We start from the raw sequence: 26,998 nt of genomic DNA, 5'->3' as shown, positions 1-26,998 counted from the left end.
CCGCATCGGGATCGGTTTATCGTTTGGCGAGAGGAATAGGTAAGATGTTTGCCAAAGTGAAGGATATCGAAACCCGCTTCGAGGCACTCGAAGAGAAGCTGGCTCAACCCGATATTCTGAAGGACCAAAAGGCCTATCAGAAATTCATGAAGGAGCACAGCCAGCTCAGCCCGATCATCGAGAGCTTCCGGCGGTATGAGGCTATCCAGGAGGAGATCGAAAACAATCGTCCGCTGCTGGACGATGCGGATCCTGAGATGCGGAAACTGGCCAGGGAGGAGATCGAGGCTCTCAAGACAGAACTGCAGGATGCAGAGCACGGCTTGACCCTTCTGTTGCTTCCAAAAGACCCCAATGATGAAAAAAACACCCTTCTCGAAATTCGTGCCGGAACAGGCGGAGAGGAGGCCGCGCTCTTCGCGGCGGATCTCCTCAGGATGTATGGCCGCTACGCCGAACTGAAAGGCTGGCGGACGGAGATTTTAAGCCAGAGCCAGACCGGCATGGGCGGCTTCAAGGAGGTCATCCTCCTGATCACGGGGGATCGAGTATACAGTCGCCTCAAGTATGAGAGCGGGGTCCACCGCGTCCAGCGGGTCCCCGAAACGGAGGCCCAGGGCCGCATTCATACCTCCGCCGTGACCGTCGCTGTATTGCCCGAAGCCGAGGAGATCGACGTCGAGATCGATCCGGAGGATCTGAGAATCGACGTTTACCGGTCGTCCGGGTGCGGCGGACAGCATGTCAACACAACCGATTCGGCGGTGAGGATTACCCATCTCCCGACCGGTCTGGTGGTAACCTGCCAGGATGAGAAATCTCAGCACAAGAACAAGGCCAAGGCGATGAAGGTGCTCCGTTCGCGGCTCCTCGACATGGAGCAGGCGGAGCAGCAGTCCAGGATCTCCGAGGAGCGGCGCCACATGGTGGGGTCCGGCGATCGGAGCGAGCGCATCCGGACCTACAACTTTCCGCAGGGGCGTATCACGGATCATCGCATTGGACTGACCCTGTACAAGATCGATACGGTGCTGCAAGGGGAGTTGGACCTGGTGGTCGAGCCCCTGATCAACCACTTTCAGACCGAAGCCCTGAAACACAGCACTTCGATCCACTGATGACCGGCCGGATATGACTGCGAGGCGTTGGACCATTGGAGAGCTGCTGAATGTCAGCGCCCTCTATCTGAAGGATAAGGGGGTGGAAAGCCCGCGTCTGACGGCGGAACTCCTGCTGGCCTTGAAATTGGGGCTGGAGCGTGTGGCGCTGTATCTTCGGTTCGATCAACCCCTCCAGGACGAGGAGGTCGCAGGGTTCCGGGAGCTCATTCGGCGCAGGCTGCTGGCTGAACCCGTTGCCTACATCAGAGGGGAGAAGGAATTCTGGTCGATGGCTTTCAAGGTCGGTCCAGGGGTGCTCATCCCTAGGCCTGAAACGGAACTGCTGGTGGAGCAGGTGCTGGACGTGGTTCGTGGGAGTCCGGAATCTGCGACGGAGCATATCCGGATCCTCGAACTGGGGACAGGATCGGGGGCGGTGGCGGTGGCGCTCGCAAAATCGCTTTCTTCCGCGCAGGTCTGGGCGACGGAGATCTCTTCCGAGGCTTTGGGTTACGCCGAGGCCAACGTGGGGCGGCATGGGGTTGCAGAAAGGGTCCACCTCCTGCAGGGGGATCTCTGGGAACCCGTGAGGCCCCTCGGCATCCGCTTCGACTTTGTCGTCAGCAACCCCCCCTATGTAGCCTCGGAGGTCTATGACACGCTGCCTTCCGGGGTTCATGATTACGAACCGCGGGTCGCTCTGGATGGAGGCGAACGGGGAATGCACTTTGTGACGCGGATCATAGAGGGCGCCCCGGAATTTCTGGTTCCGGGCGGGTGGCTCCTGATCGAGATGTCCCCTGAGCAGACGGAAACGGCGCTGGATCTCGTTTCACGGCAAAAGGTGTACGACTCGGCGCGGCGGGTGGAGGACTACACGCATCGTTACCGGGTGGTCATGGTCCGGCGAATGTAAGGGGATGGTCCGAGTCGCTGCTCCGACCTTTGCGGGATGGCCGGTATGGCGCGTCAGGGTGGACTTCAGAGCGAACCGTCGGTGATTTTTTCTCGCGCGGGCATCTTCAGGATTTCCGGTTCTGCAGAATGGTAAACCAGGGCATGCGGATCTGGCTGTCCATATGCTGCCGGTTTCCCTCAAAGAGATTTCCGGCGGTAGAGCAGGAGGCTGTTGCTGACGACTGTTACGCTGCTTGTCGCCATGGCAAGCGCCGCCAGGATGGGATGCAGGTGGCGCAGAAAATCCGGAAATGCGGCGAAGGGTGCCAGGATGCCGGCTGCGATGGGGATCAGGGCCACATTGTAAAAAAAGGCCCAGAAAAGGTTTTGCCGGACGGTGCGCATCGTCAGGCGGCTGAGGGCGATCGCCCTCGGCACCCCTTTCAGGCTGCCGCTTGCCAGGATGATGTCCGCCGTCTCGATAGCGACGTCGGTGCCTGTGCCGATGGCCATTCCAACGTCGGCCTGCGCCAAGGCCGGCGCGTCGTTGATGCCGTCCCCCACCATTCCGACCCGATGCCCGGCATCCTGCATGGTCTTGATCCTCGCAGATTTATCTTCGGGCCTGACCTCAGCTACCACATCGTCGATCCCGACCTCGGCCGCTATGACCTCCGCTGTTTCACGATTGTCGCCTGTGAGCATAACAACCCGCATACGGGCGGCGTGAAGCGCCTGAACAGCGGCTGCAGCCTCCGGTTTGACGCGATCCGCCACAGCGATTAGCCCTGCCGGACGTTCTTCAACCAGGACCAGCATGACCGTTTTCCCCTCGCTGCGCAGAGCATTCAGGGCGTCCATGACAGGCGCCAGATCGAAGCCCTGATCTTTAAACCAGCCCGGTTTCCCAACCATTACCGGACGTCCATCAACGCTGCCGCTCACCCCCATGCCGCGAGACGCCCTGAATGTCTCAGGGCTCAAAAGCTCGATGCGTCGATCCTCAGCTTCCCGGACAATGGCGCGGCCCAAGGGGTGCTCGGAGCCTCGTTCGAGGGATGCGGCTATTCTCAACAGGGCGTCGCTGTCGAAGGATGATGGTTCCAAGGGGACAATGTCGGCTACAAGGGGCTTGCCCAGGGTGAGGGTCCCCGTCTTGTCGAATACGATGGTGTCGAGCTTGGTCGCGGTCTCCAGGGCCTCGCTTTTCTTGAAAAGCATCCCCTGCTCCGCACCCTTGCCCGTACCGGCCATGATGGCGGTGGGGGTTGCCAGGCCGAGTGCGCAGGGGCAGGCAATGACCAGGACCGCCACCAAACGGATCATGGCTGGCACGAACGCCCCGCCCAGTGTCCACCAAAGGAAAAAGGTGAAAAAGGCGATCAGGATGACAGCCGGGACGAAGACCGCCGCCGCACGATCCGCCAGGGCCTGAATGGGCGCTTTGCTGCCTTGGGCTTCCTGAACCAGGCGGATGATCCTGGCAAGTGCTGTGTCGCGCCCGACGCGCGTCGCCCGGAAAAGGAGCATTCCCTCCCCGTTGATCGTGCCGCCGGCCACCGGGTCCCCCGGGGCCTTGTCGACCGGCAAGGGTTCGCCGGTCAGCATGGATTCGTCGACCGCGGAGGCGCCTTCGAGGATGACCCCATCGACAGGGATGCTCTCTCCGGGCCTGACGACGAGCGTATCGCCGACCTGTACCATGGTGAGGGGAATGGTCTTCTCTTCCTGCTCCAACCGGACCGTTGCGGTCTTCGGGCGCAGGTCCATCAGCTTCCGGATGGCGCCGCCGGTCTTTCCTTTGGTCCGCGCCTCGAGCATCTTGCCGAGTTTGATCAGGGTGATGATGACCGCGGACGTCTCGAAGTAGACATGCTCACCGAGCGGCGGATAGAACAGGAGCGCAAGGGAATAGAAGTAGGCTACCGAGGATCCCATCGCCACCAGCACATCCATGTTGGCGCTCCGGTTCCGGAGGCTCTTCCAGCCGCCGGTGTAGTAATCCCAGCCGGTGAAGAACTGAACGGGCGTCGCCAGGGCGAGCAGCAGCCAGTTGACCCAGGCGGCATGGCTCCACAGGCCGAGAATGCCGAAATCCCGCCCCATGCTGAGGAAGAAGAGAGGAAGGGTGAAAGCGGCGCCCACCGCAAATTTCCGGGTCTGATCCGCAATCTCGGCCCTGCGCGCCGCCTGTTCGGCATCCTCGTCCTCTGGGGTGTCAGCCGGTCGTAGCGCTCCGTACCCGGCCGCTTCGACGGCGGCGAGCATCTCGTCGATACCGGTCAACCCCGGGACATAGTCCACATGAACGCGCTCGGCCGCGAAATTGACGGCGGCGCCCAAGACCCCGGGGACCTTCTTCTTCAAGGTCCGTTCGATGTTTGTCGCGCAGTTGACGCAGGTCATCCCCGTTACGGGGAATTCTGCTGACGCCTTCGCGATTCCGTACCCAACCTGTTCGATCTGCCGGATGATTGCGTCGAGGGTGACCGCTTGGGGGTCATAGGTGATGGTGGCCCTCTCCGAGGCGAAATTGACCTGCGCCCGCTGGATGCCTTCGAGTCGTCCAAGGGCCCGTTCGATGGTCAGGGCACAGTTCGCACAGGTCATGCCTGTGATCGGCAGATCGATGGTCTTCTCGGTCATGGTAAAGCTCTAATCGCTTGCGGGATAATGGATCTCCTCGAGCGTCGCCTTGATGGCCTCGAGCGTTGCAGGGGGTTCCCAGCGGACGACGACCGTCTTGAGGCCTGGATCTCCTTCCACGCCGGTCACACCCACTATTTCCTTCAGTTCGCGCTCGATCGTTTTGACGCAGTGGCCGCAGCTGATATTGGGGATCGAAAACGTTTTCTTCTCCATCGTTCATACCTCCCAATCCATGTCTGGCGCGTTCTTGACTCTCAGGGCGGCCTTTCGGGCGATCCTGGAACCGCCTTGCGTGTCTGCCGCAGTGGCGATCGGCAGGCCGTTCGGGCGCAACCCATTGGAATCCTAAAAATGTGTCTGAAACAAGGCCCTGTGAAGCCGGGACTGAGCGGGGCCGTCTGTGAAGAGATTGGCACCCGAATCCGATCTCTTTTTCATTGCGATCGCTCATGGCGATCGGACCAGAGCGGAGCCGGTATCCAGCCTTGCACTGAAGCTGTCCCTCCGAATCCTCCACGTCTGCATACAAAATAACATAAGACCCGTAACCAGGATTGCAACACCGACGGGCGACAGGACGAGAAAAGGAAAAACCTGTCCGGGGAATGGTCGCCGATGCCCGAGAAGGGCCCTGTTCCGGGGGATAACCCTTGATTTCGGGTGCGACCTCTTTTAAGATCACACGATGATAGAAGGCAGGGCAGACGACCCAGCATCCTTTTTCCCCGCCGGGGAGCATCGGACCGGAGCTGCCTTTGGGTGGAAAGAGGGTGCAGACAGCGTCGGAGTCAGCCCTCGTGCTTGTAATCCCGCCCTATGAAATGGAATGAAACGACCGGGGAAGAGGCGGCCGGGGTGCGGGGTGTGTCGCCTGATTACCTGGATAGGGCTCATCAGGAGGAGGTGTTCTATGGGCAAGAAGGTGCTGGTCGCGATGGATTATTCCGAAAATTCGATGAGGGCGGTTCTGTTTGTCTCCGAGACCTTCAGCAAGGACCATGATGTCACCCTTTTCAGTGTGCTCCCGAATCTGGCGGCGGCATGTGAACTGGAGGGCGGCGGCGTAACGCCCTATTTCGCGACGCAGAAAAACGCGTTTTGTGAGGTCGAAGAGCAAAAGCGTCAATTGGTCCAGACGGCCGTGGCAAAGGGGAAGGATGCGCTTGTGGAGTGCGGGTTCCAACCTGAACACGTCCACATGAAGATCGAACCGCAGAAAGAGGGCGTCGCTCGAGATATCATCCATGAGGCCGAAGCGGGCTATGATGTGGTGGTGATGGGCCGAAAGGGCCTTTCGGCTTTCAAGGAATTCTTTCTGGGAAGTGTTTCCCAGAAGGTGCTGCAGGGTATCAAGAATCTTCCCATCCTCCTTGTTGGATGAGGCCTGAATCGGGCCCACCAGATTCAGGCCTTGGCCTTCGGTCCGGATCGCTGCCGGGATCCGATTTGTGGTGTCGATGAAAACCAGGATCCCGAAGTCAGCGAGATCCGGGATAGAACGGATTGATGTTGCGTCGTGTCATGATTTCTTCACTGAACCGGGTCTTTCGGATTATGCCGTAAGACCCGGGCTCGAGTGTGATCACCCTCAATCCCAACAGGAGCCGTATCCGCCTCTCATGCCTTTCCCGTACCCCTTTCCGTTTCTGAAGCCCCCCGCTTCAGGAGCGATCTTGCGGGCCTCTATATCGTAGTCCAGGCGCTTTTCGGCCATCTGCCCCTTGAGGCCGTTCAATTCCCGCTGAAGGGCCTTGGCCTTTTCGAGATCGGGCGAGTCGGCGTTCATGACGGTGCTCAACTCGCGTTGCCTGGTCCAGATCTGATTTCGGATTTCATTGGTTTCATTGTAGAATTTCTGATGCAGTTCATCCAATTGGACCCGCTGCTCGTCGGTGAGATTCGCCGCGGCCGCTCCTCCATCACGGCAGGATCCAAAACCGCCACCAAAGCCCGGCATGCCGCCGCCTCGTCCAGGGCCCCAGGCGAATACGGGGTAGGCCAAGGCTCCGACCAACAAGAGAACTCCCAGAACCATTCCTGTCTTTTTCATGATAAAACCTCCTTGTGATTGAGTTTGAAGTCATCATGAAAGAGGTGCAATCAGTGTGCCAAACCTTTGGACAGCCGTGCTTCGAGGACGGCGGTTCCAGGACGAAGGGGAGACTGAACGGCTGTAATGGACACACGAGGAATGGGCGGCCGCAGCGGGGCATGCTTGAAAAATAGGGCTGTAAAATCAGTCCACTTAAGCATGATCTGCAGCATCCTCCTCAACCGACAGGTCGGTTCATGGATGGTGAGAGGGAGAAAGTCGCTTCGTGATTCAAGTCGCGAGTGATTCGGTGGTGTGCTGTGGTCTGCGGGAGAGCGGGTGGGGATGACAGCAGGGCAAGGCCGTGGAAATCTGGATCATTTCTATCCACTGCAAGAGGATAGCTGGCTAAAAAAGATCCATCCCTGATCCATCTGGGCATAGGTGGAAGAAAAAAGCGCTAGGAAGATCCATAGAAGGCGCCCCAGACTTGAGGGATGGGCCTTGGCCGGAATTGCGCCCCACCTGTTTATCGCCGAGGCACCCCTGCTCCAGCGATAAGGGTGTCCCAGGGCGGCGGAGTGCTCGGTCCGTGCCTCGTGGAAAGCCATGGCAGCCCATTCGACCGTTATCGTTAAGGGGAGGCCTCTGCGGCGCATCCATTGGCGGGGTTTGAAGATCAAGAGAACGGGCGGATCTCTGCCCGCATTTCCACGACGACATGCCCCCATCCGCCGCAGGCAGGTCCCACGTCAAAGCAACCGGTCCGATTGAACATCACCTCGTTCGGATCGCGGCCGTTCATCAGGTTTTCGAAAAAGGCATTGATCAGGGTGGTCAGGTTTGGCATCAGGAAGGCGCAGATGCGCTCCGGCGACTCCCGTGTAAGGAGGTTTCCCGATGAATCGAAGACCAGGCGCTGTCCGACGAAATGGCCTGAGTGGCACCCTTCCGATTGAATGACCTCTGCAACCAGTTGATATTTACTGGCTTCCAGTGCATTGGCGAAGAGGCGCTGATATTTTGGGTTCGCGGCAATCCGTTCGAAATCTTCCGCTGGCAGTCTCAGGCGCCGCCGGATGATCTCTATCAAACCGTTTGGGTCCATTCTCTCTCCTTTTCTTGAAGGAGCAGGCGCCCGTCGGAGGATCCCGGGCGGGAACAGGCCGAAAACCTCCACGCCAAAGACGGGGATGATTTTTCGCAGACTCAACCTGCACAGCCCAACCCCTTCGAAGGGGGCCCCGATAGGGGCAGGATGACGAAAATCACCCCCTCGCAGGGGATCGCTCTGAAGCGCTCGGCATTTCCAGAAGTGCTCAGGGGGCCGTAGCCGGTTTCAAGACCGTTCCCGAATGGGAACAGGATGCAGTCGGGAAGAAGCGATTAGGCTGCCGGCTGCGCCTTGCCCTCTTTTTTCTTCTGCTTTTTCTGCTGCCTTTTGCTGACGGCCTCCTCTTCGGCCTCCAGTTTCCTTCTTTTCTTGTCGCTTTTGTCCTCTTTGGGCTGGGCGAGTTTTTCAGCTTTCAGGCGTGTCATTTCTTCCTGCTTCCGCTCCAATCCGTCAATCACATTCAGCCGGTTTTGGGTGGCTCGCAGAGTGGCTCTCAGTTTGCGGACCGCTGCATCCTTGGCGATGCCGGCCGGATCGAGGCCTGTTTCCCCCAGTTCAGCAATCCGCTGACTCAGCTTGGTCTCCCAATAGATCTTCTGTTGGGATCGGGCTTCTAAACTCTTGGATGGCATGGATTTGAACTCCTTTCTTTATTCGCAAACGCCTGACGGCTGGTGTCATAACCGGATCTATATCCGACCATCTCGGCTGGTCATCCACATGGCTGAAGGGTTGAGAAGCGGCCGGCATTGACCTATAATCAACCTGCTATTGAGCTATGCAGCTCCAGCCGGGACTTATTTTAAACCTTCTTTAATAGCATAAACGGATCGGAATAAGAAACAGAAAAATGGGCCGAACATATCTTTCTCTCAAACCGGTTTTGCCTTGGATGGATCTGGAGAGGCCTCTCCAATGGGCCCGAATATTCGGGAACGAGCGAGCCCCGGTCATTGAGATCGGTTTTGGGCTGGGGGACTATCTGGTTTCCCAGGCCGGAGCCCATCCGGAGACGAATTTCGTCGGCATCGAAACGGGTTGGTTGCCGGTCAAACGCACGCTAAGAAAGATTTCCTTTGCGGGGGTTTCGAACATTCGGATTATACGGGCAGATGCCGCAGCGGCCTTGGAGAGGCTCTTTGAGCAGCGTTCGGTGTCCTCGATTCGCTGTCTCTTCCCCTGCCCCTGGCCGAAGCAGCGACATACCAAGAACCGGTTGTTTTCGCATGAGTTCCTGTGCCTCCTGAACAGTCGTCTGATCGATGAGGGCGAGGTTGTCATTGTGACCGATGACCCGGAATATTTTGTGTGGCTCCAGGAACAGGTGCCGGACACCGGCTTCGGAAAGAGCACCCGGCGTGTCGGGCCGCAGTTTTCCACCAAGTATGAGAAGAAGTGGCTCTCGGCGGGGCAGGAGGTGTTTTACGGGCTTTACCTGAAGAAACACAGTCACCGGACCTGGCCTTTAAAGGAGGATATCGGCTTGATCACCTATCGCGTGGAGCATTTCGACCCGTCGTGCTTCGAACCGCAGCGTTGCTACGGGAATCCGGCGGTGGCCTTCAAGGAAACCCTTTACGACCCGGTGCGGAAAAAGGCCATGGTTCGCATTGTTGTCGGGGAGGATGGTCTCATGCAGAATTTCTGGGTAGAGGTTGTCCGGGAGGATGCCCTCTGGCATGTCAGGCCGGCGAAGGGGTGCAGTCTGCTGCCGACACACGGGGTCCAGCGGGCCTTGGATATCGTTTATGCAGCGATTCGGTAGGGACTGGCGGAGAGTGTTAAAAGTCCCTTTAAGGGTTGGCTCTTGTCCATCCGTCAAGGATGCTCCAGCGCGACCCGTTTCCAATCCCGGGATGAGGTTTTTCTTCACATCCTTCAGGTACTCAGTCCCATCCCTTCGTGGCGGGTCCCGGTTCTGCTGACATCAGAGACATCAAGCCTTTGCGCGTAGGCGATTTATGGGTCGTCCCGCAAGCAAACGTGCAGGTTGACACCGAGATTGGTAATCAAGCCTATATCCGGATGGAAAGTTTGGATCGACGACACACAGGATTGGCTTATGCTGACAGACCTTGCAACCGAGCTGGCTAAATGAGTGAACTGCCTTGACCCAGGGGATGGGAAGACGTATATTCCTCGTGATTTTCGTAAATATTCGGCCCGGAAAGGAGGTGCTCTGTCGGTGAGGGCTCTATCGATCCGTCAATTTCGTAGGGAGGCTCGCAAATGAAAAAATGGATTGTTTCTGTTGTTGCGTTTACGTTTTTGTTTTGTGTTGGTGCGGTAGCATCGGCGTCCGACAACCCCCTCAATGACCAGGAGAAGGCCTACCATAAGGAATTTTCAAGTATCATTCCTGCGGACAAGATCATCGACATTTTTAAACTGCACGAAATTTGGACCAAGGCGATGGCCGATCCGGAATACCGAAAGAAAATATATCTTCTGGATGTTCGCAGCCATCCGGAATTCTACGATTTTCATATCCGTGGAACCGATCATATTCATGCGGGGCATATGTACACCATCCCGAAGCAGATCCCCGATCCGAACGCGGAAATCTATGTCTTCTGCCGAACCTCACACCGCACAAAGTATGTGACCGCTTTTCTTTATCGCTATGGTTACAAAAATGTGTACTGTGTTTCTGATACAGTCAAGGACGGTAAGAAGTACGAAGGCGGCGTGGTTGGATGGGCTATGGCGGGGTATCCATTTGTGAGTCAGTTTGCCGGTGAATTCGTTATCACGACCTATTCCAAGCAGACGGTGGAAAAGGGTGAATACAATGTCCGTGAGTTTCATCCTTATTAGAGAGGTGCAGCCCATTTTGGGGCATCAGTTTGTGACGGTTTGTTGATTATAATAAGAGAAGGCGCTTCAAAAACCTTTTTAAACGTTCTGGTCTCCGCTTACTTGTACAGGCGCGCAGTTTGCATACTTCGCCACTGCACGGATAAGCGGAGGCCCTGCCTCAGGATTCCATCACTCCTATTCCCATGCATTTTTGGCTTCGCCGCAGGCAGACGATGCTACTCGACACCCATCTGTTTGAGTTGCGCTACGATGTCCGTCTCCGCCATGAACCCTGTGTGGCGGTACACCTCCTTGCCGTCCTTGTCGAAAAAGATCTGCGTCGGAATGGCGCGGATGCCGAACCGCCGGGCTGGAGCCTGATCCTTCCAGACATCGATGAAAATGATGGCGGCTTTGCCCCGATAGGTTTCCTCCACGCGTTTCATGATGGGGGCCATCATTTTGCACGGAAGGCATTTATCGGCCCCAAGGTCCACCATCGTCACCATCCCCTTTACCGGTACCTCCGGAACCGAGGCTGCGTACGACGAAGCAAGGAAGCGGTAACCCAACAAAATGGTCAGAAAAAGAAAAACCGCAAGACTTTTTCTCATGATGACTTTAATCATAATCTCCTCAGTTAGATCAGCTCGAATACGCTTCATCATGGGGTTTCATCAGGCCTTCGACGCGATGGAAACCGCCCAAAGCCCTTGATTTCACTCTCGATATCCCGCCGCCTCTTTGAGCAGTGCCGCCAGGCGCGCACGGGGCGGTACACTGCCCGACGCCATAACCCGACCGTTGATGACGAGAGCCGGCATTCCCATGATGCCGTATGCCCCGATTTCCTTAATGTCTCTTACATGACGTAAATCGGCAGGCAGGGCGAGTTCTGTCAGGAGGTTCATGATCTCCATCTCCATCCGGTTGCACTGCGAACACCCTGGGCCGAGAATCTTGATCTCGAGCAATCCGTCCGCCTCGTCTTCAGAGGGCATTCCGCAGAATTTCCTGTACTCGCGAAGGAAGGCGTCCGCATAGTCCTCGCGGACCTTTGCCGGTATATAATTCTTGGCGCTGAGCCTCCGGAGCAATTCCTGTTTGATCTGGTCATCCGGTGCATCCCGAAAGGCTTCACGCACGGCTGCTAAGACCGCTTCGAGACCTATGATGCCGACGAACTGGTTTTTCACCCTTACTTGGGAAATCTGACGTTCATCCATGATCCGTTCATCCTTTGCCTACAGCCGAGAGCGGAAACGCCATGTTTCTTACCGAACCAAAGCAAGCGTGCCGGGAGGCCGTATCTTTTAGGGCAACCTGAATCCGTCCAGCGAGGCAGGTTGGCGCCACGAAGCCGATGAGATTGACATATGCCAATTTATAAATATACTGCTCATCAGTGGTTGTCAAGGTCATTGTCATCGAGGGGAGTGATTCCTTTGGATGAGATCGACCAATTTTCCCAGGGACCTCGATGGTCTTTTTGAAAGACCTTCCATATGAAATCGGGCAAGCGTCGATCGGTGCCCCGCAGTGCCTAACGGATTGCTTCGATCCAGCGTCTGCCCCTCTCTTGTTTAGACCCTCCAAGCCTTGCGCGTTGGCAGAAAGGCGCTGCGTGGTTCAGGGTGGAGGCGCTGCTGCCGGATTGAGCGCGATCCTCCGCCGGCTGCGTTAACAAAACCCACCCCTCCTGGAGGTTTATGCAATTGAAACGCCAGATTGATGAGATAAGCATGCCTCCCTGCCTGAGAATTCAGAGTCGAATTGGTTTTTTTAGTTGACAAGGAGAGGACGTAAAGCTATATTGCCATATAGCGATATGGAGATTTCATGAAAGATTTTATCAAAGTGGCCAAGGCCTTATCCGACCCAGGTCGAGTGAAGATCATCAAGATTTTACAGCGCCGGATAATGTGCGTATGCGAGATCCATACGGCTCTGGACCTGGCCCAGTCCACCGTCAGCAAGCACTTGAAAATCCTGGAAGAGGCGGGCCTGGTTACTTCCTGCAAGGACGGCCTGTGGGTGAATTACCAACTCGCGGGGAACGACGCAAGCCCTTACGCCCACGCTCTGCTCGGCCATCTCCACGGTTGGCTCGAGGAGGAGTCCGAGGTGAGGGAATTGGTGAAAAAGCTTCCGGAAATACGGAGGGAGATGATCTGTGGCGGCTGATTTTGCTCGGCTTCCCGATGGGGTCGAGCAACCAATGGGCGATGGGCCCAGTGGCGGGGCGAGACCGGCCGGGCGCGGGGACGCTGGAAAGGAACAGGGATCATGAAGGAAAGAACCAAACTCTTGTTGATCGTTGGAACGTTTGTAGCCGCTTATTATGTGCCGTGGGCCAATCCCGTCGTGCGGCAGTCGGGGCTCGAGGCCTTCATGATGCTGCAGGAGTATGCCCGGGAGCATGTATTGACTTGCCTCATCCCGGCATTCTTCATCGCCGGGGCCATCGCTGTGTTCGTGTCCCAGGCCTCGGTGCTGAAGTACTTCGGGGCCCAGGCGAGCAAGATCCTGTCCTACTCGGTGGCGTCTGTTTCAGGCACCATTTTGGCGGTGTGTTCGTGCACGGTCCTGCCGCTTTTTGCCGGGATCTACACGCGGGGCGCCGGCATCGGCCCGGCCACGGCCTTTCTGTATTCAGGGCCGGCCATCAACGTCCTGGCTATCACGCTGACCGCCAAGATCCTGGGTTGGCAACTGGGTTTGGCCCGGGCCGTGGGCGCGGTGCTTTTTGCGATTGTGACCGGGCTCTTGATGGCCCTGATTTTTCGGAAGGACGATGCGGCGCGCACGGCCGGGCAAATCTATGTGCCCGAAGCCGACGCGAACGAGCGGACCCTTCTTCAAGACACGCTTTACATTGGCACCATGGTGCTGATCCTGGTGTTTGCCGCTTTCGCCAAACCGGCCCCCGGTTCGACGGGAATCTGGCCGGCCATCTTTGCCGCGAAGTGGTACATCACCATCGGATTGCTGGTCCTTCTGGGGTTTATGCTCAAGGCCTGGTTTACGAAGGTTGAGTGCAAGAACTGGGTGGACGCCACCTGGGGCTTCATGAAACAGATTTTTCCGCTTTTGGGAGGCGGGGTCCTCGTGGCCGGCTTCATGCTGGGCCGCCCGGGGCACGCAGCGCTCATCCCCGAGCAGTGGATCCAGGCGCTCCTCGGCGGGAACTCCCTTTGGGCCAACTTGATTGCATCGGTGGCCGGGGCCTTGATGTACTTTGCGACTCTGACGGAGGTTCCCATCCTTCAAGGGCTCCTCGGGGCAGGGATGGGCAAGGGCCCGGCCCTGGCGCTTCTGCTGGCCGGCCCGGCGCTGTCCCTCCCCAACATGCTGGTGATCGGAAGTGTCATGGGTGTGAAGAAGACGGCGGTCTTCTGCACGATCATCGTGGTGATGTCCACCATCGCCGGTATGATCTACGGATCATGGATCGGCTGATCCTGTTGATGGCCTTCGGGAATGGCGTACCACTTGGACATGGAATGGCTTCATCCCGATAGGCGCGGCAAAGCGTGCCATCGCTATGCCGACACGGGGAAAGCGGTCCGCGGGGTCTGAGAGATCCTGGTCGATGAACGGAACCGAGAGGATGGAACCTCGCGTTGTGAGAAACGATTCCGGCTGCGGATGAAACCCCTGCAGCCCCTTTTGGTCTGCTGAACGGAATGCTGTTCGAGCAGCGGCCGCCCGACGCAGATCCTTCCAAAAGCGACAGTCGCTTCTGCATCGAGGTCGTTGGAATGCCCATGAGGGACCGCAGGATGGATTGGAACGGGCGGATTTACGAGGCGATCCCCACAGAGTGGATTCTGGAGGCGGCGTCTCGGGTTTAACAAAACAAACACAAAAAGGAGAACATGCAACCATGGAAATCAAGGTTCTGGGGCCAGGCTGCCCCAAATGCCAGCAAACGGAAAAAGTGGTCAAGGAGGCGATTGCCGAAGCAGGTGTGAACGCCGAGGTGGAAAAGGTCACCGACACCATGAAGATAGCCAGGTACGGCGTCTTCGGCACCCCGGCTGTGGTGGTGGACGGGGAGGTCAAAAGTGTGGGGAAGGTCCCTTCGAAGGAAGAGATCAAGAAATGGATCGGTAAGTAGTTCAACGGTCGACTGGTTGTCGGCATAACCGGGAGCGCATGCTATGAGACCCCCAGAGGATGAGATCCATGATCTCGTGAAGCAGAAGTACGCTGCCGTTGCAGATGGGAAGGGCGGAATCGGGGCCGCCGCCTGCTGCGGCGGTCCGTCTTTGATACCAGACATCCAGAAGGCAGGCATACTCCTGGAATACCGGGATGAAGACCTGCAGTTGGCGCCCGGTGAAGCGAATCTAGGGCTTGGCTGCGGGAACCCCGTCGGCATGGCGGACTTGAAGCCCGGTGAGACTGTGCTGGACCTCGGGAGTGGTCCGGGCTTCGATGCCTTTCTGGCGGCCCGGCGGGTCGGGACGTCGGGGAAGGTGATCGGCATGGATATGACCAGGGAGATGGTCCTGAAGGCTCAGCGAAATGCCGAGAGGATGGGCATCCCAAACGTCGATTTCCGCCTGGGAAAGATCGAGGCCCTTACGGTTGAAGACCGCAGCGTGGATGTGGTCATTTCCAACTGCGTCATTAATTTGTCGCCCGACAAAAGGGCGGTTTTTGCCGAGATCTTTCGTGTGCTGAAGCCGGGGGGACGCGTTATCATCTCCGATATCCTCCGGTCCGGGGAACTTCCTGAAGCCCTGAAGAACGACCCTGCCGCCTATACGGGTTGAGTGGCCGGGGCGATTTCACCTGGCGAGGTGGAAAAGATGCTCTCGGAACTGGGTTTTCAGGAAATCACCGTCCGGAAAAAGGATCAGAGTGAAACAATCATCCAAGGCTGGGGCGTTGCAGAAGGGGCTGAGAGAATAGTCTTTTCAGCTTACATTCAGGCGGTCAAGCCGGTTGGATGGCAGGAGAGGGTTGCTCAACGATAAAGAATTCAGAGGATATCGGGGTCTTTAGACCTGCTGGATAGATCCTCCAGAAGAATCGAAGAGGTGGACATATGGCTCAGGGATGTTGTGGGGGAAATGGAAACGTGATGCTGCTGACGTGTTCGGGCGGATCCAATGTCGGGCAGCTTGCGAACCAGGCGGCGATCGAACTCACGCAAGAGGGGTTCGGCAAGATGTTTTGTCTCGCGGGGGTCGGCGGGCAGATTTCCGGTTTTGTTCAATCGGCAAAGGATGCCCCCCTCATGATCGTTATCGACGGCTGCCAGATAGGCTGCGCGAAGGCCATTTGTGAAAAAGCTGAGGTGCCTTTGAGGCGCTATCTGGTTCTCACTGACGAAGGCATTGCCAAGAACAAGGATTTCAATCTCGATCGGAGCGAGATCGAACGGGTCAAAAAGGCTGTCAAAGATATCTTGAATGAAAAGGAGATCGGCGCTGCCGTCACCGGAAACGCTGGGACGGGATGCTGTTGCAGTTCTTGTTGAATGAAGCCGTCCAGGACGCGAAATTTATGGATTCGATCGTGTTTTTGAATAAGGATATCCGGAGCGCTCCCGATGAAGAGATGGTTTGTTATTGTTCGGGCGTGAGCAAGGGGGATATTTTGAGGTCCATAGCCGCTGGTGCCCGGTCCTTGGATGATATAAAGGCCGCCACCGGGGCATGCACGGAAGGGCGCTGCCGGGAAAAGAGCCCGAGGGGAAGGTGATGCGCGCGGGAAATCCGCCTTCTCCTCGGCGAGGGGATCGATGCGCATCCAAGGATGGATTTTTGAATGGAGGAATAATCCGTGCTGTTGTCAGGTTACACCAGGGAAATCTTTCGGCCGGAGTGCAACCCGAGCTTCACCTCTCTTCACTGCATCGCGCATCTTCGGGAAGACGTGAGCGAGGCGTTGCCCTATCTGAACGCCGTACTGGGCGGAACACAGTATTTCGTGGATCCTCCGGCGGTGATGTTCCATCATCAGGGCAAGATCATCCGGGTGGGGGCGCGGGAAATAGCCATCAACGCCCTGAAGGACGAGGAAGAGGCGGACCGGATCCTCGAGTGGATGAAGAATGAAATCAACCAGGCCTGGAAGGACCGTGAGGGCATCACGCCCTGTTATGCGGGCAGGGCAAAGCCTAAGTTGCTGGAAATTCTGAGACTGTTGCCTAGGACCAACTGCGGGAAGTGCGGTCGGCCTACCTGTATGGCCTTCGCGGCCCTCGTGGTGGAAGGGGGGCGGGGGCAAGAGCACTGTCCCGAGCTGATCGAAGAGAACAGACTGAAACTGTCCGATTATCTCGGGCGATTTGTGTTCGATTGAGAGAAAAAGGAACGGCTCATGGAAAACAAGCCGAAGGTTCTTTTCCTTTGCACCGGAAACGCCTGCCGCAGCCAGATGGCCGAGGGATGGGCGCGACACTTGAAATCGGACGAGCTGGAAGCCTTTTCGGCCGGCATTGAAAGGCACGGCCTGAACCCGCTGGCGGTGAAAGTGATGGCCGAGGCAGGGGTGGACATTAGTGGACAGGCGTCCAAAACCATTGAAGAACTGCCTGTTCAGGATTTCGACGTCGTGATCACGCTCTGCGGCCATGCATATGAAACGTGCCCCCTTTACCTGGGATCGGGCAGAATCGTTCATGTCGGCTTTGATGATCCGCCGAAGCTCGCCGAAGTCGCTCGCAGCGAGGAGGAAGCGTTGGGACATTACCGCCGTGTACGCGATGAAATCAGATCCTTCGTCGAGCGTCTGCCGGGGGCCGTTTTCGAAGAGGGCGACGCGGAGTCGGCGGCATCCAAAAATCGGCCCCAGTAATCTTCAAAATAGCGGTTTGAGCCCATCTTTCGAGATGCGCAATTCTTTGACGTGCGGGTTCCATCGGTTCCAGCTTTCACCGGCCTGCGGAAGCAGAGCCTAAAAAGCCCTCAGACAGTTCTCCCGCTCCAGATGAGATAAGGCGGAAGAATGGTAAGCGTAATTATGCGGAATGCCGGTCTGCGGCATTGCGGTTCATTTCGATGGAGGAGAAATTGGTACTGTCTATCACGGAAAAAGAATTCCAGGAGATGAAGGCTGTCGCCTTGGATGCGGATAAGGAAGCTGCGATCCGCTTGATTCGTGGATTTGTCGCCCGGATTGAACAAAGCGGGCGGAGCGGCCTGAAATCTCATCTGGATGGGTGAGTCGCGAGGGGGGGGACGACATGTTCGAAAAAATACTCTATCCCACGGATTGCTCCGAGATATCCTTGAAGGCCGTTGACTATATCAAGAACATGCGCGGCGCAGGGGTTCGGAAAGTCGTTTTGTTGATGGTAATCAGCCGTAAATGCAGGGATTATGTGGCGAAAGGGATTGCCTTGGCGGGGAAAGATGTCGCGGCATTCCTGCAGCAGGCCTGTGAGGTGCTTTCGGATGAGGCCTTGAAAGAGCTCAAGCCGGTCGAAGGGGAACTCAGAGCGGCTGGTTTTGACGTAAAGGTCCGCGTCGAGGAAGGGGTGCCGGCAACCAAGATACTGGAGGTTGCAGAATCTGAAAATGTATCAGCCATTGTGCTGGGCTCCCATGGCAGAAGCAATGTCGCCGCGGCGCTTCTCGGATCCGTATCGGACCATGTTATCCGCCACTCGAAAATCCCGGTCCTCGTGATCAAACGGGACTAGCTCGAGTGAGGTTGCGGTCGAAAACCGGGTGTCCGCGTCTTTGGCGGTAGCTTGGTGCATCATCGCCGCGGGGAAATCGGGTGCATTCGTACAAAAGGAAGCAAGCCAACGGTTTCGCTTATGTTTATACCAGGACCCACTCTTGAGAACCTGGCAACTCACGCAAAAAGCGTGGTTCATTCCCCAATCTTTAAGGCGCCCGAAAAAGGCGGTTGCAACCTTTGAAATCGGGGGATAAAATACCTTTTTGAAAGGATCTGGCGTTTATGGCTGGTAGAGGGCCCCGTGTGGTGATTTGGATGTTGCTGGTGCTGATTCTGGGCTCCGGGTGGCCCTGCCCCGGCGGGGAGTCCAATCACCTGAAAACCGATTGCCCGAAAAGCGACGTTCTCGACGTTGATGGCAGCCCTTTGCCGCCTCACCACTGCAAGCTGTTGCCTTGTGGATCCGGCGGCGGCCGATTGTTCATCCTGCCCGATCGCTCAAGTACCTCAACTGAAACGGATTTACGCTCCTATAGGAAAGATTTCCTTCTGCCAGTGGGTCTCGAGAGGCCCGACGTCGCTCTTTGTTCGTCGCGAACCAGTTTGCATCTGCTTGATTTTTTGCCTTTCGCCAAACCCCCGTTTTTTCTGCTGAAGTGCTCTTTTCTTTGTTGAAGATTCTTTCTTCTGCGATTCAGTCTTGGAATGCGTCAGGCCGGTTTGCTGCAGCCCGCAGGTTTAAGGGGAATAAAGCTGCGGCCTTTCGATACGCGCGAACCAAACGAAAGATATTCGAATCTTAGAGGAGAGACACATTGCTTTTCCATTTCGAGCGGAGCATAGCTCCGTATCCGTACCCACGTATCCTAAGGGCCCTGCTCCTTGCGGTGGTGATTTTCCTGCTCTGGGCGGGATCGGCATCGGCTGCGGAGGCAGTCACCGTGAAGACAAAATACCCGGATCTCGCTTCCGGCATCCTCGCCTCCGCCATACTTGCATCCATGCCGGATGAGACCTTGCTCCTTGCGGATGACCTTGAAATCAGCCGGGCGGAGCTGGTGGAAACCGTCCAGAAGGAGGAAAAGGCGCTGCGCGCGCAGCTCGAGAAGAACCTCTTCTTCCTTCTGGAGCAGGAGGCCACGAGACGAATCCTGCTTAAGGAGGCCCGCAAAGCGGGGGTGGCAGAGGCTGCCGGGGATGATTCCGAGACCATTCAGGCCTTGTTCGAACAGCAAACCGGGTCACTGACCGTCTCTGAGGCTGATGTCCGCGCCTTTTACGAGCAGAACCAGGAAATGATGGGAGGTGCGCCCTTCGAGCGAGTCGCCGAGAACATACGCCAGTACCTGCTTCAAGACAGGAAACAGGCGGCTGTTTCCAAATACATCCTGGGTCTTGGCGACTCCGTGAACCTCCGTGTCAATGAAAAGTGGGTGGAAGAACAAAACCGGCTGGCAATGGACAATCCCGTGGAACGCGCCAGACGCTCCGGCAAACCTACGATGGTCGAGTTCGGGGCCTCGGGCTGTGTCCCGTGCGACATGATGCAGCCGATCCTGGAGAAATTGCGCAAAGAGTATCCGGAAAAGCTGAACGTCGTTTTCGTCCATGCGGGCGAAGAGCAAGTCCTTGCCGCCCGCTATGGGATTCGCTCCATCCCGGTCCAGGCCTTTTTCGATGCAAACGGCTCGGAGACCTTTCGCCACGTCGGTTTCTTTTCTGAATCCGAGGTGCTCAAACAACTGGCCCGAATCGGTGTCGTCCAATGAAAAGGAGATAGACCATGTTCGAAGAGTTCATGATAGCGGTCAACACCTGGATGGGTGGCGGGCTGGTCATCGCGGGCGGCGCCGCATTTCTATGGGGGATGGTGAGCGTGCTTTTTTCCCCCTGCCACCTTGCCTCCATCCCCCTGATCGTGGCTTATGTGGGCGGGCAGGAGAATGGGGTGAATCCCCGGAGGGCCGGATGGTACGCCGGTGCTTTCACGCTCGGGCTGTTCATCACGATTGCAGCTGTGGGCATTGTCTGCGCGATGCTCGGCCGCATGCTCGGCGATGTGGGGATTTGGCTGCAGGTTCTTGTCGGGGTGGTGCTCATCTGGGTGGCCATGGGCATGTTGGGGGTTGAGGCCTGCTCCATGTCGGGCTCTCTCCTCTATCGCCTCAAGCTGCAGGGCATCCACGGCGCTTTCGGCCTGGGGCTTGCTTACGGCATTCTTTCCGGGTCCTGCACCTTCGGGTTCATTGCGCCGATACTGGCTATTGTCACCGTGCAGCAAAAGATTTTTGCGGGTTCCGTCATGATGGTTCTCTTTGCTGTGGGTCACTGCCTTCCCATTGTTGCGGCCGGCAGCTCTACGGCTTTCGTCCGCAGGCTTACGGAAAGCGGTTCGTGGCAGGGGGCCGGCCTGTGGTTTCGCCGGAGCGCCGGAGTGGTTATCGGTCTGCTGGGCGTTTATTTCATCGTCAGCCCCATTGTCGGCAACGCATGAAAGGCCTTAACGGCTGGATTCGGCAAAGGTTCTTTCTCGGCATCCTGAACGGATCCAGGTGAGTGGGAAGAATGAAACCTGCAAGCGATGGCAAACCGTTTTCAGAACCCTTGAAGCAGGCTTTATGGCAGCTGCCGGCCATCCTGCTGCTGGCCAGTTTGGTCGGGATCGGGTTCAACCTGTGGCGGAACGACGGTATCCCGCTTATCGGGGCCTGGTCGCCGGAGGCGCGGCTCTCCGATGCCGCCGGAAGGAGTCTGGTGATCAGCCTCGATGACGCTGCAAGGCTGTTCCAGCAGGATGACGTCCTGTTCCTCGACGCTCGTCCGCAAAGCCAGTATGCCGAGGGCCACATTCAGGGGGCGCTGAGTCTTCCCTGGCAGGAAGTGGACGGCTACATTGCAGAGAGCGTCGACCGTTTGGCCGAAGCCCGGACGATAATCACCTATTGCGACGGCGAAAGTTGCGATTTGAGCCATGAACTGGCCCTGTTTCTCATCAACATGGGTTTCAAAAGGGTCTATGTGCTCGTCAACGGCTGGAGCGTCTGGCTCCAAGCCGGTCTGCCGACAGGATTTGGGGGTTGACATCATGCGCGAAGATGTTCCCGGCCGACATCGTCACAGTGAAGGCTGCTGCTCCAGTCATCATCACGGTCCGGAGCTGAAGGATACAAGCGGGTCCAGGCTCCTGATTGTTTTAGGGTTGAACCTGGTCATACCCGTGGCGCAGGTCATCGGCGGTCTGCTCGCCAACAGCGTGGCTCTGATCTCGGATGCCGTACACAATTTCAGCGATTTCACTGCCGTCCTGATCTCATATATCGCCTTTCGGATCGGCCGCAAGGGCGCAACCTTGTCGAATACCTTCGGCTACCGGCGGGCCGAAATCATGGCTGCCCTGATCAATGTGATTCTTTTGACCGGCGCTTCCGGAGTCATTCTTTATCATGCCGTAGAACGTTTTTTCCACCCTGAAAAGGTCGACGGTTTGACGGTGATCATCCTGGCCGGGGTCGGGGTGGTCGGCAATGGCGTGTCGGCATGGATGCTCCACCGCGATGCAGCGCACAGCCTGAACGTCCGCGGCGCTTTCCTGCATATGGTCGGAGATCTGCTGACCTCGGTGGCGGTCCTGGTCAACGGCCTCCTGCTGCTTTTTTATCCGTGGTACTGGCTCGATCCCTTCCTATCGCTGCTGATCGTGGCCTTCATCTTGAAAAACGGATGGGGTCTGCTCAAGGAGTCCACGGCTGTCCTGATGAATGCCACGCCCGGATTCCTCGATTTGGAAGAGGTCCGGGACTTTCTGGTGGGTCTGCCGGGTGTCCAAGGCGTCCATTACCTGCATGCCTGGCACATATCTTCCGCCAACACGGCCTTTTCTTGTCACGTGGTGGTGCCTGATCAACTGGTCAGCTCCACCGAAAAGATTGCAGCAAGAATCAGACAGGGCTTGCTCGAACGGTTTCGCATCGACCACCCTGTGCTGCAATTCGAGACCGCGGACTGCGGGCAGGGCGCCATCCTGTGCGAATTGGCGTGCAACGGGGACAAAGGGCGCGGCCAGAAGGTGGAATGCGGTGGAACCAGGCAGCGCGTGAATAGTGCTTCTGAAAGGTTCGGTCCCGCCTTGTTTCACATACTGCGTTTGATGCTGGGTGCCCTGTTTCTGTTTGCCAGCTTCGACAAGATTCTGCATCCCCAGGCGTTTGCGGAGGCAGTCTACCATTACCAGATTCTTCCCGATGCCTTGGTCAACCTGGCGGCGTTGATCCTGCCGGCGCTGGAGCTTCTGCTGGGGGTGTTCCTGGTCGCTGGATGGTGGCTCCCGGGCACAGCCGTTTTAAGCAGCGGGCTTCTAGCCGTGTTCATCGGCGCTTTGACGTTCAATCTCATCAGGGGATTGGATATCCATTGCGGGTGTTTTTCGACGGAAGCAGCCACCGGGCCGGCCGATCTGTGGACCGTGGCCCGCGATGCCGGTTTCCTGGTCGCATCAGTTGTCCTGACCATCAAGGTCTACCGGAGCCGGCCCGGCACTGCGAAGGCGCTTTTGCAAAAGCTCCCGCTTGAAGGTCGTCGTTGACCATCCCGAATGAAAGGAGATTTTCGTATGCTGAAAAACCTCTCGTTTATGATAGCGGTCGCTTGCATCATCCTCCTGCCGGCTTTCGCAGCGAGGGCGGATGTCCCTTCCAAAGGGCCGCAGGCCTTTCTCCCTGATAGCACCCATGAATTTGGATCGGTTGTGGAGGGCAGCCAGGTGATGCATGAATTCATGCTTCACAATCGCGGCGATGAACCATTGGAGATCGTCAAGATCGCGTCGGGTTGAGGGTGTACGGCCGCATCCAGTGCGAGCCAGATCCCGCCCGGGCAGGCGGGCAACATTCGGGTCACGGTCAATACGCGCGGCTACGGCGGAAGATCGATTAAGGAAAAGGTGCACATTGAAACCAATGATCCGTCTCAGCCTTCGCTCTCTCTTTCTGTTACCGGTTTTGTGGAAAAATTCGCTGAAATCAACCCCGAGCGCGTCAGGATGGTGGGTCCGGCAGGAAGCCTGCTATTTGCTGAAGTCCGAATTGTTCCCAGAAAGGAGTACCCGTTTACCGTGGGTGAGGTCACGGTCAAAAACGGCACGCATATCAAGTATTCTGTAATCAGGCGCTGCACGGATGACGATAAACGCTGTGTCATCCGTTTGGAAAACACACGCGTGGAAAAAGGAGGCTATGCAGATGTGCTGTATGTCAGCACGGACAGCAGTCTGCGTCCTACCATCCCGATATACATAACGGGCATGATCCAGTGACGGGAAGGGAGATAGAATGAATCTTAAACCGGTTCAGCTGCGGTTGGAAGCCGGGGAGGTCCAGCGTATCTTGCAGGTTACTCTTGATGAAGATGCCGAGGAGGCGCTTGCCCTGGTCCAAGGGGTCTTTGCCGGAAAGGTCGAGAAGGCGCTTCAGAGGCGTTGAATGCCGGTATTCGAGGCCGGGTACGGCCCTAATCAGAAAGATCACGCGTTTTGAGGAGGTGGAGCATGTCCGCTGGGAAAGACGATATGCCGGAAGATTCGAAAAAAGCGGCATCGAATAACCCGATGTTGCCGATGCACGAAAGAGAGGGCGGGTGAAAAGACGGGTGAGAGTTCCCTCAGCCGGCAGTTGGCCGGCACGTGTTGAAATTTCCGGATGATACCCAAGTGGCTGTTGTCGGCCTGGGCCAAATAATGGCTGACCTCTATGCCGAGGGCGGGAAGGCGACCGATGAGACCGCCGAAGAGATCATCCGCAGACTCGAAGAAAAGAAGAACTACATCCCTTTTTCAGAACGTGCACGCAGGGACTACGCGTACGCCTTGCTGAAAGAATATAGAAGATACATCGCGGACCGAGAAGGCGGCGACCGTTAAACGCTTTGAAGTTGGTTGAAACGAAGCGTGGCATGGACCGATGCTTTGGTGAACAGGGGCATGAATAAGGGGAGAACATTCAGGCCGAATTCGAGGGTGTGTCGGAACGCGGATTGACATGGAGCCCATTGGGCTGAATCGTTGCGGAAGGAGGAATAAAATGAAAAGCGTTTTAGAGCAATTCAAGGCCTTTACTAAAGAGGAAAGGATTGCCTTCATGAAAGAAGCGATGCCCTTGATGCTGGAGGATTTTGGACGCGACCCCAAGAAAATGATGGCCGAAATGATGCCAGTCTGCATGAACATGATGGGGTCCACCGGTTTTGGGATGGATAGGATGCGCGATATGATGAAGACGATGATGGGATAGCTGCAGCCTCTTTCTCCCAATGGATTCCTTCATTGCGCTGGAAGCGTCTCAGCACCTTCGTTTCCCGGTGTCCGCTTCCGAGCGGTTGCCGGAACGTCCCTGGATGCTTTTTGACCCCCGTATGGGCATATATGGATATAAAGTAGGCGGATCCGGCTTCCGTCAAAAAAGCCATTGGGGCTGATCTGCATTTGTGAAGGCCCTCCCAAGGGTTTCTAAGGGGCATGCTGATTTTTGGCTTATTTATTGCTGCAGCATCCTGTCAGATTCGCGCTGTAAATTGCTCTTGAATGATAGGCATAGGCGTCATTTTGGTGCAGGGCGAATCCGAAAGGGTAGAAGGAATCGGGCGCTTCCTTTTTGGGGGTCATGACGGCAGCAGGTAGGTCGGTATTAGAGGTATGTTTCAATCCAAGGGGGCGTTTCAAGGAGAAGAGAAAGGAAACGGGATTTTGATTTTCAGGCTTTTGAATTCTATTGTCTCCATCCTGCTTCTGCTGACCCTGAGTTTCCACTGGGTCTGTCCGGCCTTGCACCATGCCCGAGGAGAGCCTCTCGGCCGAAGAGGCGGCGATGTACATTCTTACAAAGAATTGCAGATGGATGCAACTGCGGAGATTCCACCTTGCTGCCTTGGATGCAGACAGGTAACGGTCTTTAGGGATGTCGTCGCACCACGTTCCGATACGGAATTCTCCTCCAGTCAGATGACAAACAACCCCCAAGTTGCAGTTGGGGCCCAAGAACCTCATATCGGATCGCTTTCCCGATACGCGCCCGGTTATCTTCGTTCCCGCTGCCGGGCCTTCCTCCCTCCAATTTTTCTTCTGAACGTTTCCCTTCTTTGCTAGGGAGACCTCCCTCCTATCAGACCTTTTCGTTTGCCGGTGACATTCATCCCATTTTGATGGATAGCCTCGTCGACCATGCGTCTATCCCGAAGAGGAAAAGTGCGGCTGAGCACAAGGAGAGTCAGTCCTTTATGAATTCGTTTAAGATCGATAGGGAAACAGCCCCTGTGGCTGTTAACACATTGAAATTTATGAGGGTGCTTGCATGCTGCATGGTGATCGCCACCAACGCCGCTCTGTCTTGCGGCCGAGCCTCGGCCCAGTCGGCTGAACCCGTTGAGGGCTTATCATCCGGTCAAAAGGCTTATTTCGATGATATCGCGACGCAGGCTCCTGAAACCCGATCAGGCTCCAATTCGATGGAGAGGCCGCTGACGCTCGATCGAGCGGTTGAAATCGCATTGGCCAATAATCCTGAAATCGCCGCGATTCGGTGGAGTGTCTCGGCGGTTGAAGCAAGACTTTCCGGCGCAGGGGCCGGTCGGTGGCCCAGCGTAAGCGCGGAGGCCGGTTACGGGCATTTTCTGGATCCGCAACGGCTGATCCCGACCCGCTACAACGGCGAACCCGGCGTCTTCGGCCGGGATATTTACCGGGGCGACCTGGTTTTGAGGCTGCCTTTGTTCACGGGGGGTCGTATAACCAATGAGATCGAGGCCGCGGAATTGCTTTTGCTGTCGGAAGAGAAGAGGTTGGCTCGCAGCCGGGAAGAACTCGTCTTCAACCTGGCCAGCACTTTTTACGCTATTTTGAGCCAGCGTGAAGTGATCCGATCCGTGAAGTTTTCGGTAGAGGCGATGGAAGAGCACCGAAAGCAGGTGTCCGATCTCCTGGCGGTTCAAAAGGCGGCGCGCGTCGATCTTCTGCGTACAGAGGTCCGGCTTGCGGATCTGCGGCAAGGCCTCTTGAGGGAGCAGAACATCCTGGCTGTCCAAAGGCGTTTGCTGGTGAATTTGATGGGCCTGGACACCGATGGGGCCGGGATGGAGATTGAGGGAACGCTGTTGACGCGACCTGGCGCTGGCCTGTCTATGGAAGAACTCATGCCGGTTGCCTTGAAGATGCGCGCGGACTATCTGGCGGCCAAGGCCGCAATGGAGGCCCAATCCAGGCGAGTTGATTCCGCCAGGGCGGGATATTGGCCGAACATCAACTTGGTGGGGAGCTATGGTATAAAGGGTGCTTTGAGGCCGGAAGACGAGGGGCGAAACACGAAACAGACGGAAGATGTCGGCTCCATTGGACTCGCGTTGACGGTGCCCCTATTCGACGGGGGGCGCATTGCGGCGAAGGTCCACGAAGAGGCTGCGTTGCTTGCGGCGGCCCAGGAGCGCCTTCGCAAACTCGGTCAACAGATTCGCAGGGAAGTGGAAACAGCTGTGTTGAATGCGCAATCCAGCGCCGAAAGAATAGGTGTGACCCGTCAGGCCATCGAACAGGCCAGAGAGGGTCTGCGCATCGAGCGTATGAAGTATGAGCTAAGCAGCGGTTCTCTGACCGATGTGCTGGATGCGCAATCGGCGTTGCTTCAATCCGAAACCAACTATGCTCGCGCTCTGGCGGACTATCAGATCGCCAGGGCCAAATTGAGATTGGCGACAGGGGAGGATGTCTTATGAAAGTGGGGG

33 protein-coding genes are annotated in these 26,998 nt (G+C 56.8%); 25 read left to right on the top strand and 8 right to left on the bottom strand.

Features of this window, described 5'->3' with window-relative positions:
• Positions 1 to 44: 44 nt before the first annotated feature.
• Together prfA and prmC are read left to right on the top strand one after the other, a co-directional pair.
• Positions 45 to 1,118 carry a peptide chain release factor 1 gene (gene prfA / locus ACZ500_RS17740; RefSeq protein WP_464228747.1) on the top strand — a complete coding sequence of 358 codons (1,074 nt, stop codon included), beginning with the start codon at positions 45 to 47 and terminating at the stop codon, positions 1,116 to 1,118.
• Between the two features lie 13 nt (positions 1,119 to 1,131).
• Positions 1,132 to 2,016 (top strand): peptide chain release factor N(5)-glutamine methyltransferase, encoded by an 885-nt coding sequence (gene prmC, locus ACZ500_RS17735; RefSeq protein ID WP_464228746.1) that lies wholly within the window; start codon positions 1,132 to 1,134, stop codon positions 2,014 to 2,016.
• Between the two features lie 179 nt (positions 2,017 to 2,195).
• Here the strand turns inward: prmC and ACZ500_RS17730 are convergent, their stop codons facing one another.
• Positions 2,196 to 4,643 carry a heavy metal translocating P-type ATPase gene (locus ACZ500_RS17730; protein WP_464228745.1) on the bottom strand — a complete coding sequence of 816 codons (2,448 nt, stop codon included), beginning with the start codon at positions 4,641 to 4,643 and terminating at the stop codon, positions 2,196 to 2,198.
• Between the two features lie 9 nt (positions 4,644 to 4,652).
• Complete coding sequence (locus ACZ500_RS17725) at positions 4,653 to 4,859, bottom strand: heavy-metal-associated domain-containing protein (RefSeq protein WP_464228744.1); 207 nt, start codon at positions 4,857 to 4,859, stop codon at positions 4,653 to 4,655.
• A 697-nt stretch (positions 4,860 to 5,556) separates the two neighbouring features.
• On the opposite strand from ACZ500_RS17725, the gene ACZ500_RS17720 reads away from it, so the two are divergent.
• Complete coding sequence (locus ACZ500_RS17720) at positions 5,557 to 6,027, top strand: universal stress protein (RefSeq protein WP_464228743.1); 471 nt, start codon at positions 5,557 to 5,559, stop codon at positions 6,025 to 6,027.
• 207 nt (positions 6,028 to 6,234) lie between these two features.
• On the opposite strand, the gene ACZ500_RS17715 is transcribed toward ACZ500_RS17720, so the two are convergent.
• The 3 genes from ACZ500_RS17715 to ACZ500_RS17705 form a co-directional block, all read right to left on the bottom strand.
• Positions 6,235 to 6,696: a Spy/CpxP family protein refolding chaperone gene (locus ACZ500_RS17715; protein ID WP_464228742.1), complete on the bottom strand. Its 462-nt coding sequence runs from the start codon at positions 6,694 to 6,696 to the stop codon at positions 6,235 to 6,237.
• Between the two features lie 661 nt (positions 6,697 to 7,357).
• A complete protein-coding gene (locus tag ACZ500_RS17710) occupies positions 7,358 to 7,786 on the bottom strand; it encodes a hypothetical protein (protein WP_464228741.1) in 429 nt (142 codons plus the stop codon).
• A 278-nt stretch (positions 7,787 to 8,064) separates the two neighbouring features.
• Positions 8,065 to 8,424, bottom strand: coding sequence for a hypothetical protein (locus tag ACZ500_RS17705; protein WP_464228740.1), 360 nt, complete (start codon positions 8,422 to 8,424; stop codon positions 8,065 to 8,067).
• A gap of 260 nt (positions 8,425 to 8,684) precedes the next feature.
• Here ACZ500_RS17705 and trmB point away from each other — a divergent pair, with 260 nt between their 5' ends.
• Together trmB and ACZ500_RS17695 are read left to right on the top strand one after the other, a co-directional pair.
• On the top strand, positions 8,685 to 9,557 hold the full coding sequence (gene trmB / locus ACZ500_RS17700; RefSeq protein ID WP_464233079.1) for a tRNA (guanosine(46)-N7)-methyltransferase TrmB: 873 nt from the start codon (positions 8,685 to 8,687) through the stop codon (positions 9,555 to 9,557).
• A 464-nt stretch (positions 9,558 to 10,021) separates the two neighbouring features.
• On the top strand, positions 10,022 to 10,609 hold the full coding sequence (locus ACZ500_RS17695; RefSeq protein WP_464228739.1) for a rhodanese-like domain-containing protein: 588 nt from the start codon (positions 10,022 to 10,024) through the stop codon (positions 10,607 to 10,609).
• Between the two features lie 218 nt (positions 10,610 to 10,827).
• On the opposite strand, the gene ACZ500_RS17690 is transcribed toward ACZ500_RS17695, so the two are convergent.
• The gene (locus tag ACZ500_RS17690) at positions 10,828 to 11,220 is read right to left on the bottom strand and encodes a thioredoxin family protein (protein ID WP_464228738.1); all 393 of its coding nucleotides are present in this window, start codon (positions 11,218 to 11,220) and stop codon (positions 10,828 to 10,830) included.
• A gap of 90 nt (positions 11,221 to 11,310) precedes the next feature.
• Entirely contained in the window at positions 11,311 to 11,817 is a 507-nt protein-coding gene (locus ACZ500_RS17685) for a thioredoxin family protein (protein ID WP_464228737.1), read from the bottom strand.
• Positions 11,818 to 12,430: 613 nt separating this feature from the next.
• Between ACZ500_RS17685 and ACZ500_RS17680 the strand changes: the two genes are divergently transcribed.
• From ACZ500_RS17680 to ACZ500_RS17590, 19 genes are all read left to right on the top strand, one after another.
• A complete protein-coding gene (locus tag ACZ500_RS17680; RefSeq protein ID WP_464228736.1) occupies positions 12,431 to 12,775 on the top strand; it encodes an ArsR/SmtB family transcription factor in 345 nt (114 codons plus the stop codon).
• A 102-nt stretch (positions 12,776 to 12,877) separates the two neighbouring features.
• Positions 12,878 to 14,050 carry a permease gene (locus ACZ500_RS17675; RefSeq protein WP_464228735.1) on the top strand — a complete coding sequence of 391 codons (1,173 nt, stop codon included), beginning with the start codon at positions 12,878 to 12,880 and terminating at the stop codon, positions 14,048 to 14,050.
• 427 nt (positions 14,051 to 14,477) lie between these two features.
• Entirely contained in the window at positions 14,478 to 14,711 is a 234-nt protein-coding gene (locus tag ACZ500_RS17670) for a thioredoxin family protein (protein ID WP_464228734.1), read from the top strand.
• 43 nt (positions 14,712 to 14,754) lie between these two features.
• On the top strand, positions 14,755 to 15,372 hold the full coding sequence (arsM, locus tag ACZ500_RS17665) for an arsenite methyltransferase (RefSeq protein WP_464228732.1): 618 nt from the start codon (positions 14,755 to 14,757) through the stop codon (positions 15,370 to 15,372).
• Between the two features lie 36 nt (positions 15,373 to 15,408).
• On the top strand, positions 15,409 to 15,576 hold the full coding sequence (locus ACZ500_RS17660) for a hypothetical protein (RefSeq protein ID WP_464228731.1): 168 nt from the start codon (positions 15,409 to 15,411) through the stop codon (positions 15,574 to 15,576).
• Positions 15,577 to 15,647: 71 nt separating this feature from the next.
• On the top strand, positions 15,648 to 16,082 hold the full coding sequence (locus tag ACZ500_RS17655; RefSeq protein WP_464228730.1) for a putative zinc-binding protein: 435 nt from the start codon (positions 15,648 to 15,650) through the stop codon (positions 16,080 to 16,082).
• A complete protein-coding gene (locus ACZ500_RS17650) occupies positions 16,061 to 16,306 on the top strand; it encodes a (2Fe-2S)-binding protein (RefSeq protein WP_464228728.1) in 246 nt (81 codons plus the stop codon). The genes ACZ500_RS17655 and ACZ500_RS17650 overlap by 22 nt, the downstream gene beginning before the upstream one ends.
• A gap of 81 nt (positions 16,307 to 16,387) precedes the next feature.
• Positions 16,388 to 16,909: a (Fe-S)-binding protein gene (locus ACZ500_RS17645; RefSeq protein ID WP_464228727.1), complete on the top strand. Its 522-nt coding sequence runs from the start codon at positions 16,388 to 16,390 to the stop codon at positions 16,907 to 16,909.
• Between the two features lie 18 nt (positions 16,910 to 16,927).
• Positions 16,928 to 17,404, top strand: a complete 477-nt coding sequence (locus ACZ500_RS17640) for an arsenate reductase ArsC (RefSeq protein WP_464228726.1) — start codon at positions 16,928 to 16,930, stop codon at positions 17,402 to 17,404.
• Between the two features lie 203 nt (positions 17,405 to 17,607).
• Positions 17,608 to 17,772 carry a hypothetical protein gene (locus ACZ500_RS17635; RefSeq protein WP_464228725.1) on the top strand — a complete coding sequence of 55 codons (165 nt, stop codon included), beginning with the start codon at positions 17,608 to 17,610 and terminating at the stop codon, positions 17,770 to 17,772.
• Positions 17,773 to 17,792: 20 nt separating this feature from the next.
• The gene (locus tag ACZ500_RS17630) at positions 17,793 to 18,251 is read left to right on the top strand and encodes a universal stress protein (RefSeq protein ID WP_464228724.1); all 459 of its coding nucleotides are present in this window, start codon (positions 17,793 to 17,795) and stop codon (positions 18,249 to 18,251) included.
• Between the two features lie 925 nt (positions 18,252 to 19,176).
• Positions 19,177 to 20,004, top strand: a complete 828-nt coding sequence (locus ACZ500_RS17625; protein WP_464228723.1) for a thioredoxin family protein — start codon at positions 19,177 to 19,179, stop codon at positions 20,002 to 20,004.
• Positions 20,005 to 20,018: 14 nt separating this feature from the next.
• Positions 20,019 to 20,729, top strand: a complete 711-nt coding sequence (locus tag ACZ500_RS17620; RefSeq protein ID WP_464228722.1) for a cytochrome c biogenesis CcdA family protein — start codon at positions 20,019 to 20,021, stop codon at positions 20,727 to 20,729.
• 71 nt (positions 20,730 to 20,800) lie between these two features.
• Positions 20,801 to 21,316, top strand: coding sequence for a rhodanese-like domain-containing protein (locus ACZ500_RS17615; protein ID WP_464228721.1), 516 nt, complete (start codon positions 20,801 to 20,803; stop codon positions 21,314 to 21,316).
• A 4-nt stretch (positions 21,317 to 21,320) separates the two neighbouring features.
• Positions 21,321 to 22,817 (top strand): cation diffusion facilitator family transporter, encoded by a 1,497-nt coding sequence (locus ACZ500_RS17610; RefSeq protein ID WP_464228719.1) that lies wholly within the window; start codon positions 21,321 to 21,323, stop codon positions 22,815 to 22,817.
• 27 nt (positions 22,818 to 22,844) lie between these two features.
• Entirely contained in the window at positions 22,845 to 23,546 is a 702-nt protein-coding gene (locus tag ACZ500_RS17605; protein WP_464228718.1) for an OS_HP2 family (seleno)protein, read from the top strand.
• A gap of 16 nt (positions 23,547 to 23,562) precedes the next feature.
• Entirely contained in the window at positions 23,563 to 23,712 is a 150-nt protein-coding gene (locus tag ACZ500_RS17600; protein WP_464228717.1) for a hypothetical protein, read from the top strand.
• Between the two features lie 227 nt (positions 23,713 to 23,939).
• Positions 23,940 to 24,149 carry a hypothetical protein gene (locus ACZ500_RS17595; RefSeq protein WP_464228716.1) on the top strand — a complete coding sequence of 70 codons (210 nt, stop codon included), beginning with the start codon at positions 23,940 to 23,942 and terminating at the stop codon, positions 24,147 to 24,149.
• 160 nt (positions 24,150 to 24,309) lie between these two features.
• Positions 24,310 to 24,519: a hypothetical protein gene (locus tag ACZ500_RS17590; protein ID WP_464228715.1), complete on the top strand. Its 210-nt coding sequence runs from the start codon at positions 24,310 to 24,312 to the stop codon at positions 24,517 to 24,519.
• 239 nt (positions 24,520 to 24,758) lie between these two features.
• Here ACZ500_RS17590 and ACZ500_RS17585 read toward each other — a convergent pair whose 3' ends face one another.
• Positions 24,759 to 25,262, bottom strand: coding sequence for a hypothetical protein (locus ACZ500_RS17585; protein WP_464228714.1), 504 nt, complete (start codon positions 25,260 to 25,262; stop codon positions 24,759 to 24,761).
• A gap of 467 nt (positions 25,263 to 25,729) precedes the next feature.
• Here ACZ500_RS17585 and ACZ500_RS17580 point away from each other — a divergent pair, with 467 nt between their 5' ends.
• Positions 25,730 to 26,989, top strand: a complete 1,260-nt coding sequence (locus ACZ500_RS17580) for a TolC family protein (RefSeq protein WP_464228713.1) — start codon at positions 25,730 to 25,732, stop codon at positions 26,987 to 26,989.
• Positions 26,990 to 26,998: the final 9 nt, after the last annotated feature.

Source organism: Desulfatiglans parachlorophenolica, from assembly GCF_055394735.1.
This window is presented reverse-complemented; position numbering and strand designations above follow the sequence as displayed.